Source organism: Mycobacterium sp. 23 (genome assembly GCF_048287075.1).
In the GTDB taxonomy this organism is placed as follows: domain Bacteria; phylum Actinomycetota; class Actinomycetes; order Mycobacteriales; family Mycobacteriaceae; genus Mycobacterium; species Mycobacterium gordonae_B.
The window spans coordinates 2,685,692-2,701,506 of sequence record NZ_JBLVUX010000005.1; the positions used below are offsets into that span (position 1 = coordinate 2,685,692).

The window sequence follows — 15,815 nt, forward strand, 5'->3', positions numbered from 1 at the left end:
GCCTCCCTCCGACACGCGATGAGGCCAGATTATAGGAAACCAATTACATGTCAATATTTTCGTGAATTTTTCTGCGCTGGATCGCGGGCCCGCGGCCGACCGACCACGTCACCTCCAAAAGCGCCGCTTGCCCGGCCGCTCCGTCATGGCCCGCCTGACCGCGTCGAGGGCCACCAGCACCTGCCGGCTCTGCGGCGCCTTCGGCTCCGCCAGGAAGCGCGCCAGCGCGGCGCACAACTGGTCGAGCGCCGCCCGCAGTTCAGGGTCGCCGGCCGCGTCGCGATGCCGCTTCAACTCGTCGAGCACCGCGTCGAGGCCGGAACGCCGCACCTGCATCGACTTCTCGACCTGCTTCAGCAATTTGTCCAGCGGCCGCGGAGTGGCGGGCTTGCTGGGTGCCAATTGCTCCGGTACGACGCTGGCAGGGAGCGGCGCCGCACCCGCCGACTCCGGCATGGCACCCGCCGGTGCCGGCATGACGAGGTCCGCGTCGGCCAGTGCGTAGGCCGCGCCCCCGCGGGCAAATCCAACGGTCGTCGCCCACCCGGATGGCTCCTCGACGGGCTGAACCACCTCGGTCAGCGGACCGGCGTCGGTGTGCTCGGGGTCAATCGCGACGAACGCCGTGAACCGTGACAGCACGCCGAAGCGCACCGAGTGCGCGACCAACCGAGCGGCCAGTTCGTCGTCGGCGGAGTACGCCGCGTACTCGTCCTCCAAGTCACGGACCACCGAACGCGCCCAAATCGTCCGCACCGCAACGGCTTCCGGTGCGACCCTGGCGGGCAGCGCGGTCGTGAACGACTCGTCGGCGTCGACGTGGAAGGTCACGTCGCCGGCACCCCGGTAGCGCCCCGAGATCACACACGGTATTCCTGCGAAGGCGTCGGGTAGGCGGGCCGGCGTCACCGTGTCGTCGAGGAGCGAGACTCCTTCCGCACGTACCCGCAGCGACGTCAGCGCCGGACGGCCGATGGTCCGGGCCAGCCGGGCCATCACCTCGTCGAGACGCTCCTCGGATTCCACCAACTCCGAGCGCCCGTGCCCCAGCCCCGCGAGCCGGTCGAGGAAACCGGCGTTGACGGCGCGGTCGATGCCCACGCAGTAGATGCGGGACCGTCCGACGGCGGGCGCCAGGGTGCGCAGCAGGTGGTCCTCCCCGGTGATCTGGCCGTCGGTCACCAGCACGACACTGGCCTGGCGGTCCTCACCCGTCCCGGCCAGGATGTCGGCCGCCTTGTACAGCGGCTCGGCCATCTCCGTGCCGCCACGGCTTTCCAGGGAGCCCAGCCACGACGCCGCGGCGAACCGGTTGCGGTCGGTCGCGTCCACCAAACCGTCCAGTAGACCGGTGGGTGTGTCGATCCGATCGTCGAAGGCCAGCACGCAGAATCGGTCGGCGGTGTCGAGCATGTCCACGATCCGGCCGGCGGCCCGCCGTGCGGCGATCATCTTCCAGCCGTGCATCGAACCCGAGCGGTCCAGCAACACCACGACATCCCTTGGCGCACTGGATGTCTCAACGGGCGGTACCACTGTCACCGACCAGGTGCCCTCGGGGCCGTCCTCGTCCGGGACAACCAGCGCCGACGACGACAGCTCGCTGCGGTCGACCCGGAAGCGCAGCACGAAGTCCCGGTCGGCGCGCGCACCCGCCTCCACCTGCAGGTGTGTCACCCCGTCGGCCCGGGTCGCCGCGGTCGGCAGGGACGACCGCAGATCGGACACCGCGAGTCCGGCGCCATCCAGGCTCAGCGAGATCCGCAGGTCCGGACGCTCGTCGGATTCCAGGAGGCGAGGCGGAGTCACCCGCGATGCGTCGGGTACCGAGTCGGTGTCGGCCGCCAGACCCGGGCCGGTCTGGTCACCCGGCAGCGGCGTCCCGGTGGTGTAGCGCGGCGCGACCACCAGCGGGAAACGGAACGTGGCCTCGCCGTCCTCGAAGGACAGCGGCCCGGTCAGCCGCATCTCGATGACCGCCTCCTCGCCGGGGCCCAGATTGCCCACCCGCACCGAGAACACGTCCGAGCGGTCCTCCTCGACAATCGCGGCGCGCTGGCCGGAGACGAGCGCCTGTTCGTAGTCCGCGCGCGCCTGCCCGCGTTCCTTGAGCACACCGATCACGCGTCGGCCGGCGAGTTCGGCGGAAAAGTCGGTGACGCCCGCGCGGGCCGGCAGCGGAAACACATAGGTGGCCTCGATCGTGGTGTCGCCGGCGTTGACGAACCGCTGCCGCACCGTCGAACTGGCCGTCATGCCGACCAGCACGGTCTGCACAGTGAGCGCCTTGAGCGGCAGGGAGCGGCCGTCGTCGGCGCTCAGTTGACCGCAGCCGGGCCGGCCGGCCCGGACCGGTCGGATGGGTTCGGCCGGCAGCAGGGGCAACAGCTGGGTATTCATGGAGAATCCTTTCCTGGATCAGCGAGCAGGTCCAACAGCGGCGCGGCGGCGCGGCGCAGCGAGTCGAGTGCGGGCAGCGGCCCGTCGATCAGCAAGGTGACAGTGTCGGAAAGCCGAACGGCCTGCAGGCGGGTGACGGCCGGCTGCGGAGCAGTGTCGGGGACGGCTTGCGGGACGGCGCGCCAGAAGGCCCCGGCCGCGCGGGCGGGTTCGGGAGCCGGCTCCGGATCCCCCAGTCCATCCGGAATGGCGCTGTCGGGGATCGCGGCCAGCTCCTCGACCTGATCCGACGACATAGCCTTCAGCCGCTCGGCGATCTCGTCCAGAGACAGGCCCTGACCTTGCAGGCGCTTGATCGCGACCAGCCGGACCAGGTGGGTGCGTCCGTAGGTCAGGGCACGGCCCCGGTTCCCGGGCCGGGGCAACAGGCCCCGAGAGGTGTAGTAGCGGACCATGCGCTCGGCCGGAATGGCTTTTGCCTGCCGGTTGTCCGGCGCGGCACCGGACGCCTGAACGGCGTCGGCGGCCGCGGCGGCGAATTCGGGCAGGGTGAGCAGTGTCATGATATTTGACAGTGTCATCTACTCTCTCGACACTGTCAAATCAGCGTGGACATTCGCAACTTCCGCACCACCCGTCACAGCGAGGCTCCCGGAGTTCGGCGTTCCCATCCCTTAATCTGCACAGCGATGCCCTCCACACGGACCTCTCTACGCGCAGCGTCGTGCCTGGCCGCGGCGGTTTTCGCGATCAGCGGCTCCGGTGCACTGGCCAACGCCGAGCCCAGTGCCGAGGTGAATCCGCAGGCCGCCAATTGCCCGTACCGGATCAACACCCCACCGGCCGTCGACTCCTCCGAGGTCCCCCGCGCCGGTGAACCGCCCCTGCCCCTTGCGCTGCCCCCCACTCCGGTCGGCGGCAACGCACTGAGCGGCTGCGGCATCATCGCCGCCCCCGACACTCCCCCGGTGCCCGGTGACGTCTCCGCCGAGGCGTGGTTGGTCGCCGACCTGGACAGCGGCGCCGTCATCGCCGCCCGCGACCCGCACGGCCGGCACCGCCCCGCCAGCATCATCAAGGTGCTGGTGGCGATGGCGTCGATCAACGCATTCAGCCAGAGCAAGGCCGTCCCCGGAACCGACGATGACGCGGCCGCCGAGGGCACCAAGGTCGGCGTGGATGCCGGGGGCACCTACACCATCAACCAGTTGCTGCACGGCCTGCTGATGCACTCCGGCAACGACGCCGCGCACGCGCTGGCCATGCAGCTCGGCGGCATGCAGCAGGCGCTGGAGAAGCTCAACGTACTGGCCACCAAGCTGGGCGGGCACGACACCCGGGTGGCCACGCCGTCCGGATTGGACGGCCCCGGCATGAGCACCTCGGCCTACGACATCGGCCTGTTCTACCGGTACGCCTGGCGCAACCCGGTCTTCGCCGACATCGTCGCGACCCGGACCTTCGATTTCCCCGGCCACGGTGAGCACCCCGGCTACGAGCTGGAGAACGACAACCAGCTGCTCTACCACTACCCGGGGGCGATGGGCGGCAAGACCGGTTACACCGACGACGCCGGCCAGACCTTCGTGGGTGCGGCCAACCGCAACGGGCGGCGCTTGATGGCGGTGCTGCTGCACGGCACCCGGCAGCCGATCGCGCCGTGGGAGCAGGCCGCGCACCTGCTGGACTACGGGTTCAGCACCGCCCAGGGCACCCAGGTCGGCTCGCTGATCGAACCCGACCCCTCGCTGGTGAGCACCAAGGCGAGCCCTGCCAGCCGGGCGCCCGACAGCAACCAGGCCGCGGGTCTGATGTCCTCGGCCGACTCGTTGCCGATCCGCGTCGGCGTCGCCGTCATCGGGACCGTCGTCGTGTTCGGATTGATCCTGGTAGCGCGCTCGATGAACGGCCGGACACAACACTGAAAAGAACTACAATCTGCCGGATGACCGCCCTGTACGAAGACGCCGGACTCACGCTGGACGAGGACGGGATCACCGTCAACCGCTACTACTTCCCGTTCGCCAACGCCAAGCGGATCGCCTACTCCGACATCCAGGGCATCAGGCGCGAGAAGATGAGCTGGGCGACCGGCAAGGGCCGGATCTGGGGCGCCGGCGATCCGCGCTACTGGTTCCCCCTGGACCCCCGCCGCGGCCGTAAGTCGACCCTGCTGGTGATCGACGTGGGCCGCCGGGTGCGGGTGTGCATCACCCCCGACGACCCGGAGAAGGTCATCGCCATCCTCAAAGCCAAGGTCAAAGCCTGACCGGCCGGGGGCTGCTGGTCGGGCTGACCGCGGCCGGCGTCGGGGTCATCTACGGCTACGACCTTTCCAGCATCGCGGGCGCGCGGTTGTTCATCGCCCAGGACTTCCAGCTGAGCACGCGGCAACAGGAGCTGCTCACCACGATGGTGGTGATCGGTCAGATCGTGGGCGCCCTGGTGGCCGGCGTCACCGCCAACGCGATAGGCCGCAAGCGGTCCACGGTCCTGCTCACCGCGGGGTACGCGCTGTGCGCGATCCTCGGAGCCTGCGCCGTGTCGCTGCCCATGCTGCTGGCCGCCCGTTTGCTCTTGGGCGTGGCCATCGGCGTCGCGGTAGTGGTGATACCGGTGTATGTGGCCGAGTCAGCGCCGACAGCGGTGCGCGGCTCGCTGCTGACCGCCTATCAGGTGACGATCCTGGGCGGCATCATCCTGGGATACCTGGTGGGCTACCTGCTGGCCGGCGCGCACGCCTGGCGCTGGATGCTGGGCATCGCCGCCGTGCCCGCCGTCGTGCTGCTCCCCCTGCTCATGCGGCTGCCCGACACCGCGCGCTGGTACATGCTCAAGGGTCGCGTCGAGGATGCGCGGCAAGCCCTGTTACGGCTCGAGCCTGCGGATGCCGTCGAGACCCAGTTGGCCGAGATCGCCGACGCTCTCGAAGTCGAGGGCAGCGGGAAGATCACGGAGATGGTCCGCCGGCCGTACCTGCGGGCCACGATGTTCGTCGTCGCGCTCGGCTTCCTGGTCCAGATCACCGGGATCAACGCGATCATCTACTACAGCCCCACGATCTTCGCCGAAATGGGCTTCCAGGGCGATTTCGCGCTGCTCGGATTGCCCGCGCTGGTCCAACTGGCCGGGCTGTCCGCCGTCTTCGTCTCGCTGTTCTCGGTGGACCGATTGGGCCGACGCCCGATTCTGTTGTCCGGCATCGTGATGATGATCGTTGCCGACATCACGCTGATCGTCATCTTCGCCAACAGCGCCGGCAGCGGGCTGGTCCTCGGGTTCGGCGGCATCCTGCTGTTCATCGTCGGCTTCAACTTCGGCTTCGGTTCGCTGGTGTGGGTGTACGCCGGCGAGAGTTTCCCCTCGCGCCTGCGCTCGCTGGGGTCCAGTGTGATGCTCACCTCGACGCTGACGGGCAACGCGCTGATCGCCGGATTCTTTCTCACCATGCTGCAGCTGCTTGGCGGCGCAGGGGTTTTCGCGGTGTTCGCCGGGTTGACGGTGGTGGCCTTCGTCGTGGTGTACCGGTTCGCGCCCGAGACCAAAGGCCGCGAACTCGAGGACATCCGGCAGTTCTGGGAGAACGGTGGCCGCTGGCCCACCGAGGACCCGTGACACTGATCAGTGCGGGCACCGTCGTCATCGACGACGAGGTCTGCCGGCCGGGCTGGGTGCATGTCGACGGCCGGCGGATCGCCGCTTGCGGCACCGGAGCGCCGCCCACACCGGCCGACCTGGTGCTGCCGGATTCCCTTGTGGTGCCCGGCTTTATCGACATGCACGTACACGGTGGCGGCGGCGCGTCGTTCAGCGACGCGCCGGAGGCGGCCGCGCGGTTCCACCGGGGCTACGGCACCACCACCACCCTGGCCAGTCTGGTCACCGCCGCCCCCGCCGAGTTGCTCGCCGCCGTCCGCCTGCTCGCCGAGGCGACCAGGAACGGCGTCGTGGCGGGCACCCATCTGGAGGGACCGTGGCTCAGCACTGCGCGCTGCGGCGCCCACGACCACACCCAGATCCGGCACCCGGACCCCGCAGAGATCGACGCCGTGCTCACCGCCGCCGACGGCACCATCCGGATGGTCACCCTGGCGCCCGAATTGCCCGGCAGCGACGACGCGATCCGGCGTTTCCTGGACGCGGGCGTCGTTGTCGCGCTTGGACATACCGAGGCGACCTATGAGCAGACCCAGCATGCGATCGCCCTGGGCGCCACCGTCGGCACCCACCTGTTCAACGCGATGCCGCCGATGGGTCACCGGGAACCCGGACCGGCGCTGGCCCTGCTGCAGAACCCGGCGGTGACGGTCGAGCTGATCGCCGACGGCGTGCACGTGCGCCCCGAGATGGCCCATGCGGTGCTGCAGTGGGCCGGCCCCGACCGCGTCGCGGTGATCACCGATGCGACCGCGGCGGCCGGCAGCGGTGACGGTGAGTACCGGCTGGGAACGGTGCCGATCGTCGTCGCCGGCGGGGTGGCCACGGTGCGCGGCACCTCCACCATCGCGGGCAGTTTGGCGACCATGGATCAACTCTTCCGCGCCGTTGCCGAGGGCGCGGGCCTGGCTGCCGCAGTGCGGACGACCTCGGCCACCCCGGCCCGTACGCTCGGACTCGACAGGGTGGGCGCCATCCGCGCCGGCTACCAGGCGAATCTGGTTGTGCTGGGCCAGGATCTGCGGGTGCGCGAGGTCATGGTCGAAGGCTCCTGGCGCGGCGATCGATAACCGACTGTCACACCTGGGCGGCCCGGCGCGTCATAGCTTTGCATCCGAAACGATCGGTGGTCGGCACCGTCGCCAAGGTGCTCGACGACTTCCGGTTCGAGCGGGAGCTGGGCGGCGCTCATGTTCAGAGCGACCGTCGACGGACTGGATCCAGGGCTGCGATTTCCTGCACACCGACGACGACGGACTGGTCGATGAGATCACCGTGATGATGCGTCCGCTCAAAGCCGTTACCGCGTTCGCCGCCAGGATGCGCACCGAACTCAGCGACGGCGCCTGAAGATCCGCGAAAGCGTCAGCGCGCCAACGGCTCCCGCCGCCATGGCGGCAACAGTCTGCCGCGGGCGCAAACCCTCTTCCACCAGGATCCGCGGACTGATGACCGCCGGGGGTGGCGGGTCGACGTGTCGGTCCCGCGGGTCCTCAGGTGCCGCCGTGGCCGCCCACGCGGTGCTGAACAACAGCAGCGACCACGTCACGAACGCGAACACCATCAACCCCAGCACCGGACCGAACGCCGCTCCCGCCGGGCTGCGCACCACCGTCTGCAGGTAGAGCGAACCCACTTGTTTGAACACCTCGAAACCCAGCGCCGCCATCAGCCCGGCCCGGACGGAGGTGGTGAATCGCACCGACTCCCGAGGCAGCCTGGCGATCATCCAGGTGAAGAGAAGCCACGTCACCAGCACCGAAACCAGTACGGACACACCACGGAAGATCTCGTCGAACACCGAATAGTCAGGAATGTGAAGCCATCTCAGGACAGCCGCCATCGGTCTCTGCTGCCCCAGCGCGCTCAGCGCGACCGTGACCATGATCACCAGGAAGGTACCCACCATCGCGGCCAGATCGGACAGTTTGGTGCGCACATAACCGTCGGGCTCGATGTGTTGTTCCCACATCTCGCTGAGCGCCTCGCGCAGATGCCACATCCAGCCGAGCCCGGCCCAGGCCGCCGTGGCCAGACCGATCAACCCGACCGATGCGCGCGCATCGATCGCCGAGTTGATCAGATCGACCATCTGCTGTCCCAATTCGCCGGACACCGCGGACCGGATCCGGCCGTCGATCGTCTGCAACAACTGCGGCCGGCCCGCCAGCACGTAGCCCGCCGCCGCGAAACCCACCATCAGCAACGGGAACAGGGCGAAGATGGTGTAGTACGTCAGGCCCGCCGCGAAGAACGTGCCCTTCTGCTTGGCGAAGCGCTGGTATGCCCGCAGGATATGGTCCAACCGCGGGTGGCGGGTGCGCAGCCGCTGCAAAAACCCGGGCTTGTCAGTCGGCTCGGTCACGTCGCACCCGGCGCGGTCGCGGCCCATGCGGTGCTGTACAGCACCAAAACCCAGGTCACATAGGCGAATACCAGGAGGCCCAACAGCGGCCCGAACGTCGCCCCAGCGACGCTGCGCAGCACCATCCGCAGGTACAGCGAGCCCACCCATTTGAACAACTCGAACCCGGCGGCCGCCATCAGACCGGCCCGCATCGAGGTGGCCACACCAACCGACTCCCGCGGTAATCGAACGATGACCCAGCTGAACACCAGCCACGACACCAGGAAAGATATCACCACCGAGATGGTGCGGAATACCCAGTGGAATACCGAAAGTTCAGGTATGCCAAGAAGATTCAGCACCATCTTCATCGGCTCGGCATGGGCCAGCGCGGCGAGCGTCATGCTGGCCACCACCACCGCGAAGGTGCCCAGCACGGCGGCCAGATCGGACGCGATGGTGCGCGCGAAGCCCAGCCTGTCGGGCTGATGGCCCCAGATCCTGCACAACGCTTCCCGCAGCCGGTACATCCAGGTCTGGCCCATCCACGCCGCGAAGACCAGCCCGATCACGCCAACGGAGGTGTGTGCCTTGATCGCCGAATTCATCAACGTGACCAGCTGCTGACCCAGCTCGGGCGACACCCAGGACCGGGTGCGATCGTCGATCGCGTCGACCAGTTGGGGACGCCGCGACAATGCGAAGCCGCCCACCGCGAAACCGATCATCAGCAAAGGGAACAACGCGATCAGCGTGTAGTAAGTGAGACCCGCCGCGAATAGGTTGCCATTGCACGCCCTGAAGTGCAGAAAGGCGCGGATGAGATGGTCCAGCCAGCCATACCGCGCCCGGAGCCGATCCAGGAGCCCTGGCCCGGTCTGCTGATCGACGGTCAATTCATTCCCTTTGCGGCAGGAAACCTAACCGATCGTAGACCCGCTGCAGGGTTTTGCTGGCGACATCGTTGGCGCGCTGCGCGCCGGCGGCGAGCACTGACTCCAGCTCGGCCGGATCGGCCGTCAGCTCCGCCACCCGGTCCCTGATCGGCCTGATGTATTCGACGACCGCCTCGGCCGTGTCCTTCTTCAGGTCGCCGTAGCCACGCCCGGCGTAGCCGTCGACCAGAGTGTCGATCGCGACCCCGGTGACCGCCGACTGGATGCTCAGCAGGTTCGAGACACCGGCCTTGGCCACCGGGTCATAGCGGATCTCACGCTCGCTGTCGGTGACCGCCGAACGAATCTTCTTGGCGGACTTGGCTGGATCGTCGAGCAGGCTGATCAGTCCGGCGTCGGTGGACGCCGATTTACTCATCTTCGACGTCGGGTCCTGCAGATCGTAGATCTTGGCGGTGACCTTGGGGATCAGGACATCGGGAACCACGAAGGTGTCCGGGAAGCGGCTGTTGAACCGTTGCGCGATGTCGCGCGCCAACTCCAGGTGCTGGCGCTGGTCCTCCCCCACCGGCACCAGATCCGTGTCATAGGCCAGCACGTCGGCGGCCTGCAGCACCGGGTAGGTGAAGAGTCCGACGGTGGTGGAATCGGCGCCCTGCTTGGTCGACTTGTCCTTGAACTGCGTCATCCGCGAGGCCTGGCCGAAGCCGGTGAAACAGCCCAGCACCCACGCCAGTTGGCTGTGGGCCGGCACGTGGCTCTGCACGAAGATGGTGGCGCTGTTCGGGTCGATGCCCAGCGCCAGGTATTGCGCGGCGGTGATCAGCGTGCGGCGCCGCAGCGCCTCGGGGTCCTGCGGAATGGTGATGGCGTGCAGGTCGACGACGCAGAAGAACGCCTCGTACCCGTCCTGCAGCCCCACCCACTGGGCCACCGCGCCCAGGGCGTTGCCGAGGTGGAGAGAGTCGGAGGTGGGCTGCACGCCGGAGAAGATCCGGCGGGTTCCGGTAGGGGTGCTCATGATGCCCCGATCTTTTCACGGGTCCCTCAAGCGCCGAACGTGAAGCTGTCTTCACGTTCGGCGTCGAGCGTGAAGACAGCTTCACTCTGGGCGACGACCGGAGGCCCCGGGGGCGGCTTGCGGTACCGGCGGTACCGCATTTACTGTCGGATTTATGCTCCGTCTGCGTAGACCGTCATCGGCGGGCGCCACCCGGCAGCCCATCCACCTCGGACCCACGGACGGCTCCGCGGAGCCGATCCTGCTGCTGCACCCGTTCCTGATGTCCCAGACGGTGTGGGAGGTCGTCGCCCAACAACTGGCCGACACCGGCCGCTACGAGGTGTTCGCACCCACCATGGCCGCCCACAACGGGGGCCCCCGCGCCGGCACCTGGTTCCTGTCCTCGCAGGTCCTGGCCGACCACGTCGAACGTCAGATGGACGAGCTCGGCTGGGAGACCGCCCATATCGTCGGCAACTCGCTGGGCGGCTGGGTCGCGTTCGAACTGGAGCGGCGCGGCCGCGCCCGCAGCGTCACCGGTATCGCCCCGGCCGGCGGCTGGACGCGCTGGAGCCCGGCCAAGTTCGAGGTGATCGCCAAGTTCATCCTGGGCATTCCGCTGCTGGTGTTCGCCTGGCTGTTCGGCCCGAACGTCATGCGCGTGCCGTTCAGTCGTCAGCTGGCCACGTACGCGATCAGCGCGAAACCCGAGGGCGTCAGCGAGCGCGAGCTCAGCGTCATCATCGACGACGTCGCGCACTGCCCGGCCTACTTCCAGCTCCTGCTCAAGGCGTTGCTGATGCCCGGTCTGCAGGAACTGGCCGAGAACGCCGTGCCGGCACACCTGGTGATCTGCACCAAGGACCGCATCGTCCCGTCGCCCAGGTTCAGCAAGCACTTCCGCCACCACCTGCCCGACGACCACCAGTTCACCGTGCTCGAAAACGTCGGACACGTACCGATGTTCGAGGCGCCGGGCCGGGTCACCGAGGTGATCCTGGAGTTCCTGGAAGAAGTGTCGCCGCCCGTCCGCGCCCTCGAACCACCGGCCGGCTGAGCCGCCTCGCCTGTCGATTTGGCGGGACACCGCAGCCATACGATAAGCTGCGAATCGGTCATGAGTGCCAGCGTTTAGCCCCGGCTTGCTGGCCGGCAACCCTCCAACCGCGGTGGGGTGCCCCGGGTGATGACCAGGTTGAGTAGCCGCAACGGCTACGCGGCAAGCGCGGGTCCGCCGTGATCGGACCCCTGAGCCAGACAGGGGAGCATTCTCATGAGCACTGACGGCACCGCCGAGACGGACCCGACCGCGCAGTGGTCCTTCGAGACCAAGCAGATTCACGCCGGCCAGCGGCCGGACCCGACGACGAACGCGCGCGCCCTGCCGATCTACCAGACCACGTCGTACACCTTCGACAACGTCGCACACGCCGCCGCACTCTTCTCGCTGGCCGAGCCGGGCAACATCTACACCCGCATCGGCAATCCGACCACCGACGTGGTCGAGCAGCGCATCGCCGCCCTCGAGGGAGGCGTCGCGGCGCTGTTCCTGTCCTCCGGACAGGCGGCGGAGACGTTCGCGATCCTCAACGTCGCGGGTGCGGGCGATCACATCGTGTCCAGTCCCCGGCTGTACGGCGGCACCTACAACCTGTTCCACTACTCGCTGGCCAAGCTCGGTATCGAGGTCAGCTTCGTCTCCGATCCCGACGACCTGGACGCCTGGCAGGCCGAGGTCCGGCCGAACACCAAGGCGTTCTTCGCCGAGACCATCTCCAACCCGCAGATCGACATCCTGGACACCCCGGCCGTCGCCGAGGTCGCGCACCGCAACGGTGTGCCGCTGATCGTGGACAACACCATCGCCACGCCCTACCTGATCCAGCCGCTGGCCCAGGGTGCCGACGTGGTGGTCCACTCGGCCACCAAATACCTGGGCGGGCACGGCTCGGCGATCGCCGGGGTGATCGTCGACGGCGGAACCTTCGACTGGACCCAGGGCCGCTTCCCCGGCTTCACCACCCCCGACCCCAGCTACCACGGCGTGGTCTACGCCGAGCTGGGGCCGCCAGCCTTCGCCCTGAAGGCCCGCGTGCAGCTGCTGCGCGACCTCGGCTCCGCCGCGTCGCCGTTCAACGCGTTCCTGGTGGCCCAGGGCCTGGAGACGTTGAGCCTGCGCATCGAGCGGCACGTCGCCAACGCCCAGCGGGTCGCCGAGTTCCTGGAAGCCCGCGACGACGTGCTGTCGGTCAACTACGCGGGACTGCCGAGTTCGCCGTGGCACGAACGGGCGAAGAGGCTGGCGCCCAAGGGCACCGGCGCCGTCCTGGCCTTCGAGCTGGCCGGCGGCGCGGAGGCCGGCAAGGCTTTCGTCGACGCGCTGCAGTTGCACAGCCACGTAGCCAACATCGGCGACGTTCGTTCGCTGGTGATCCACCCGGCGTCGACCACCCACGCCCAGCTCAGCGCCGCCGAGCAGATGGCCACCGGCGTCACCCCCGGTCTGGTGCGCCTGGCCGTCGGCATCGAGGGCATCGACGACATCCTGGCCGACCTGGAGCGTGGATTTGCTGCCGCCGGGGTATATAGCGCCTCTAAGACCGGCAGCGACCCGCAGACCGTGGCGGCCTTCTGAGGAGACCTGACATGACGATCTCCGACGTGCCTACCCAGACGCTGCCCGCCGAAGGCGAGACCGGCGTCGTCGACATCGGGTCGCTGCGGCTGGAGAGCGGCGCGGTGATCGACGATGTCCACATCGCAGTTCAGCGCTGGGGTGAGCTGTCACCGGCGCGGGACAACGTCGTCATGGTGTTGCATGCGCTCACCGGCGACTCACACATCACCGGACCCGCCGGACCCGGGCATCCGACCCCCGGCTGGTGGGACGGGGTGGCCGGGCCGGGTGCGCCGATCGACACCGAACGCTGGTGCGCGGTGGCCACCAACGTGCTCGGCGGGTGCCGTGGCTCCACCGGCCCGAGTTCGCTGGCCCGCGACGGAAAGCCTTACGGCTCAAGGTTTCCGCAGATCTCGGTGCGCGACCAGGTGGAGGCGGACCTGGCCGCGCTGGCTGCGCTGGGAATAACTCAGGTGGCCGCGGTCGTTGGCGGATCCATGGGCGGTGCCCGGGCTTTGGAGTGGATGGTCGGTCACCCGGAACGGGTGCGGGCCGGGCTGCTGCTGGCGGTCGGGGCGCGCGCCACCGGCGACCAGCTCGGCACCCAGACGACCCAGATCGCGGCCATCAAGGCCGATCCGAACTGGCAGGGTGGCGACTACTACGAAACCGGCCGGTCCCCCGATGACGGCCTGCGGATCGCGCGCCGCATCGCGCACCTGACCTACCGCGGCGAGGTCGAACTCGACCGTCGCTTCGGCAACGACCCGCAGGACGGCGAGGACCCGACGGCCGGCGGACGCTATGCCGTGCAGAGCTACCTGGAGCACCAGGGCGACAAGCTGCTGTCTCGCTTCGACGCGGGCAGTTATGTGGCCCTGACCGAGGCGCTCAACAGCCACGACGTCGGGCGCGGTCGTGGGGGTCTGCACGCGGCACTCACCCGGTGCCCGGTGCCGGCGGTGGTCGGCGGGGTCACCTCCGACCGGCTCTACCCGTTGCGGTTGCAGGACGAGTTGGCTGAGCTGCTGCCGGGCTGTGGCGGTGTGCGGGTGGTCAAGTCCGTCTGTGGGCACGACGGCTTCCTGGTGGAATCCGACGCCGTCGGTGTGTTGATCCGCGAGACCCTCGACCTGGCGCTCGCCCAAGGCGCGTGTTCGCGGTGACCCGCTCCAGGCGTGACCGCTCCCTGTCGTTCGGCTCGGCGGCGGCCGCCTACGAGCGGGGACGCCCGACCTATCCCCCGGATGCCATCGACTGGCTGCTGCCCGGTGGCGCACGCCAGGTGCTGGACCTGGGTGCCGGGACGGGCAAGCTCACCACCCGGCTCGTCGAGCGCGGGCTGGACGTGGTGGCCGTCGATCCGGTTCCCGAGATGCTGGAAGTGCTGACCGCCTCGCTGCCCGACACTCGCGCGCTGTTGGGCACGGCGGAAGAGATTCCGTTGCCGGACAACAGCGTTGACGCGGTGCTGGTGGCCCAGGCGTGGCACTGGGTGGACCCCGCCCGCGCGATTCCGGAGGTGGCCCGGGTGCTGCGGCCGGGTGGCCGGCTGGGTCTGGTGTGGAACACCCGGGACGAGCGGCTGGGCTGGGTGCGCGAGCTGGGCGAGATCATCGGTCGTGACGAGGATCCGCTGCGTGACCGCGCGACGCTGCCCGAGCCGTTCACCGACATGCAGCGCCATCAGGTGGAGTGGACGAATTACCTGACGCCGCAAGCACTTATCGATCTGGTTGCCTCCCGCACTTACTGCATCAACTCGCCGGCCGAGGTACGGACCAAGACGCTCGACAAGGTCCGCGAACTGCTGGCCACCCACCCGGCGCTGGCGAATTCCGCGGGGCTGGCGCTGCCGTACGTCACGGTGTGCGTACGGGCCACCCTGTCCTGAATCTCACCGGTAGCCGCGCCTGAGCAGATGCTTGGCTCCGGCGTTCATGGCCTCCGGTCCGGCAACGTCGAAATCGAAGGCGTTGGCCAGCCGGTTGGTGATACCGAAGACCAGCGCGACATTGAGGGCGTCGGTGATCTGTTGTGGGGTAACGCCTTCGGCGAGCACGGCGCGGACGTCATCCGCGGTGCAGGGCTTGGCCAACATACGCAAGGTGGCTCGCAGCGACTCGCCGACGGGTGCGGTATCCACCTCTGTGAGGACGGCATCCACTTTCGCCGGGTCGCCGTACCACTGACTGGACGTGGCGGAGTGCGCGGCGACGCAGAACGGGCAGCGGTTGGCCTGGGAGACAACGGCAGCCATCAACTCGCGGTCGCCGACGGACCATTGCGAGGGTCCGCGCATGGCCTCGTGCGTCAATGGCCCGGCGCCGTAGAAGTCGCTGCGGTAGAGGGCGAGCTTGACGGCGTCGACCACGGGCTGGCGGGTCATCAGCCGGATCACCGCGAACAGCGCCCTGGCCGGGAGGGAATGGCCGCGTTCCAGGACTGCGAGCCTCATCGACCCGTGGCCTCGGCGAGAGTGGCCAGTGCGCTGTCGTAGTCACGGCCGGCTTGTCCGACGGCGGCGCAGACCGCGATCTCGAAGATCTCGTCTTCGCTGAAACCCGCGTCCCTCGCGGCGGCGACGTCGTCGTCGGTCACCTGGTGGGAGTGGTGCGCGACTTTGTCGATCAACGTTCGGAGCGGGTCGCTGGTAGCAGCGTTCTCGAATGCGGCCCGGCGCAGCTCGATTGGAGTCTGTGCAGCGCCGCCGAGGATGCGCGCGACGAGTGCCCGATGCAGTTCAGTGATGTCGGTCATTGCGGTGGTATTCCCCCTTTCCGCTATGACGACGAATGACGGGCCACTGATGTGACGAGAACCGGAGTGATATCGCTGGCGATAGCGCTTTGCCGGGACGGGTGCCACTCACCTCCGGGTACGGAAGTGACG

General features: G+C 68.6%; 15 protein-coding genes and 1 riboswitch. Of the genes, 8 read left to right on the forward strand and 7 right to left on the reverse strand.

Annotated features, from left to right (window positions below):
* Positions 1-108: 108 nt before the first annotated feature.
* Positions 109-2,400, reverse strand: coding sequence for a VIT domain-containing protein (locus tag ACNQS7_RS13690; RefSeq protein ID WP_418012952.1), 2,292 nt, complete (start codon positions 2,398-2,400; stop codon positions 109-111).
* The gene (locus ACNQS7_RS13695) at positions 2,397-2,963 is read right to left on the reverse strand and encodes a MerR family transcriptional regulator (RefSeq protein WP_418012953.1); all 567 of its coding nucleotides are present in this window, start codon (positions 2,961-2,963) and stop codon (positions 2,397-2,399) included. The genes ACNQS7_RS13690 and ACNQS7_RS13695 overlap by 4 nt, the downstream gene beginning before the upstream one ends.
* A 126-nt stretch (positions 2,964-3,089) precedes the next feature.
* Between ACNQS7_RS13695 and ACNQS7_RS13700 the strand changes: the two genes are divergently transcribed.
* The 4 genes from ACNQS7_RS13700 to nagA are packed head-to-tail and all read left to right on the forward strand — an operon-like array spanning position 3,090 to position 7,127.
* On the forward strand, positions 3,090-4,325 hold the full coding sequence (locus ACNQS7_RS13700; protein ID WP_418012954.1) for a D-alanyl-D-alanine carboxypeptidase family protein: 1,236 nt from the start codon (positions 3,090-3,092) through the stop codon (positions 4,323-4,325).
* A 20-nt stretch (positions 4,326-4,345) separates the two neighbouring features.
* Positions 4,346-4,669 (forward strand): hypothetical protein, encoded by a 324-nt coding sequence (locus ACNQS7_RS13705; protein WP_418012955.1) that lies wholly within the window; start codon positions 4,346-4,348, stop codon positions 4,667-4,669.
* On the forward strand, positions 4,666-6,015 hold the full coding sequence (locus ACNQS7_RS13710) for a sugar porter family MFS transporter (protein ID WP_418015987.1): 1,350 nt from the start codon (positions 4,666-4,668) through the stop codon (positions 6,013-6,015). The genes ACNQS7_RS13705 and ACNQS7_RS13710 overlap by 4 nt, the downstream gene beginning before the upstream one ends.
* Positions 6,012-7,127 carry an N-acetylglucosamine-6-phosphate deacetylase gene (gene nagA / locus ACNQS7_RS13715; RefSeq protein WP_418012956.1) on the forward strand — a complete coding sequence of 372 codons (1,116 nt, stop codon included), beginning with the start codon at positions 6,012-6,014 and terminating at the stop codon, positions 7,125-7,127. The genes ACNQS7_RS13710 and nagA overlap by 4 nt, the downstream gene beginning before the upstream one ends.
* Before the next feature lie 263 nt (positions 7,128-7,390).
* Here nagA and yhjD (ACNQS7_RS13720) read toward each other — a convergent pair whose 3' ends face one another.
* From yhjD (ACNQS7_RS13720) to trpS, 3 genes are read right to left on the reverse strand one after another with little or no spacing between them, the layout of a single operon-like run.
* Positions 7,391-8,422, reverse strand: a complete 1,032-nt coding sequence (gene yhjD, locus ACNQS7_RS13720; protein ID WP_418012957.1) for an inner membrane protein YhjD — start codon at positions 8,420-8,422, stop codon at positions 7,391-7,393.
* A complete protein-coding gene (gene yhjD / locus ACNQS7_RS13725) occupies positions 8,419-9,300 on the reverse strand; it encodes an inner membrane protein YhjD (protein WP_418012958.1) in 882 nt (293 codons plus the stop codon). The genes yhjD (ACNQS7_RS13720) and yhjD (ACNQS7_RS13725) overlap by 4 nt, the downstream gene beginning before the upstream one ends.
* A 1-nt stretch (position 9,301) precedes the next feature.
* Positions 9,302-10,321 (reverse strand): tryptophan--tRNA ligase, encoded by a 1,020-nt coding sequence (gene trpS, locus ACNQS7_RS13730; protein WP_055578279.1) that lies wholly within the window; start codon positions 10,319-10,321, stop codon positions 9,302-9,304.
* A 241-nt stretch (positions 10,322-10,562) separates the two neighbouring features.
* Between trpS and ACNQS7_RS13735 the strand changes: the two genes are divergently transcribed.
* The 4 genes from ACNQS7_RS13735 to ACNQS7_RS13750 all read left to right on the forward strand — a co-directional run bounded on the left by ACNQS7_RS13735 (position 10,563) and on the right by ACNQS7_RS13750 (position 14,817).
* Complete coding sequence (locus ACNQS7_RS13735; RefSeq protein WP_418015988.1) at positions 10,563-11,360, forward strand: alpha/beta fold hydrolase; 798 nt, start codon at positions 10,563-10,565, stop codon at positions 11,358-11,360.
* Positions 11,361-11,416: 56 nt separating this feature from the next.
* Positions 11,417-11,535: riboswitch (SAM riboswitch) on the forward strand.
* Between the two features lie 41 nt (positions 11,536-11,576).
* On the forward strand, positions 11,577-12,938 hold the full coding sequence (locus ACNQS7_RS13740; RefSeq protein WP_418012959.1) for a bifunctional o-acetylhomoserine/o-acetylserine sulfhydrylase: 1,362 nt from the start codon (positions 11,577-11,579) through the stop codon (positions 12,936-12,938).
* 11 nt (positions 12,939-12,949) lie between these two features.
* Positions 12,950-14,089, forward strand: coding sequence for a homoserine O-acetyltransferase MetX (gene metX, locus ACNQS7_RS13745; protein WP_418012960.1), 1,140 nt, complete (start codon positions 12,950-12,952; stop codon positions 14,087-14,089).
* Entirely contained in the window at positions 14,086-14,817 is a 732-nt protein-coding gene (locus ACNQS7_RS13750) for a class I SAM-dependent methyltransferase (protein ID WP_418012961.1), read from the forward strand. Before metX ends, ACNQS7_RS13750 begins: the two co-directional genes overlap by 4 nt.
* A 3-nt stretch (positions 14,818-14,820) precedes the next feature.
* Here the strand turns inward: ACNQS7_RS13750 and ACNQS7_RS13755 are convergent, their stop codons facing one another.
* On the reverse strand, positions 14,821-15,381 hold the full coding sequence (locus ACNQS7_RS13755) for a carboxymuconolactone decarboxylase family protein (RefSeq protein ID WP_418012962.1): 561 nt from the start codon (positions 15,379-15,381) through the stop codon (positions 14,821-14,823).
* Positions 15,378-15,683, reverse strand: coding sequence for a hypothetical protein (locus tag ACNQS7_RS13760; RefSeq protein ID WP_418012963.1), 306 nt, complete (start codon positions 15,681-15,683; stop codon positions 15,378-15,380). The genes ACNQS7_RS13755 and ACNQS7_RS13760 overlap by 4 nt, the downstream gene beginning before the upstream one ends.
* Between the last annotated feature and the right edge of the window lie 132 nt (positions 15,684-15,815).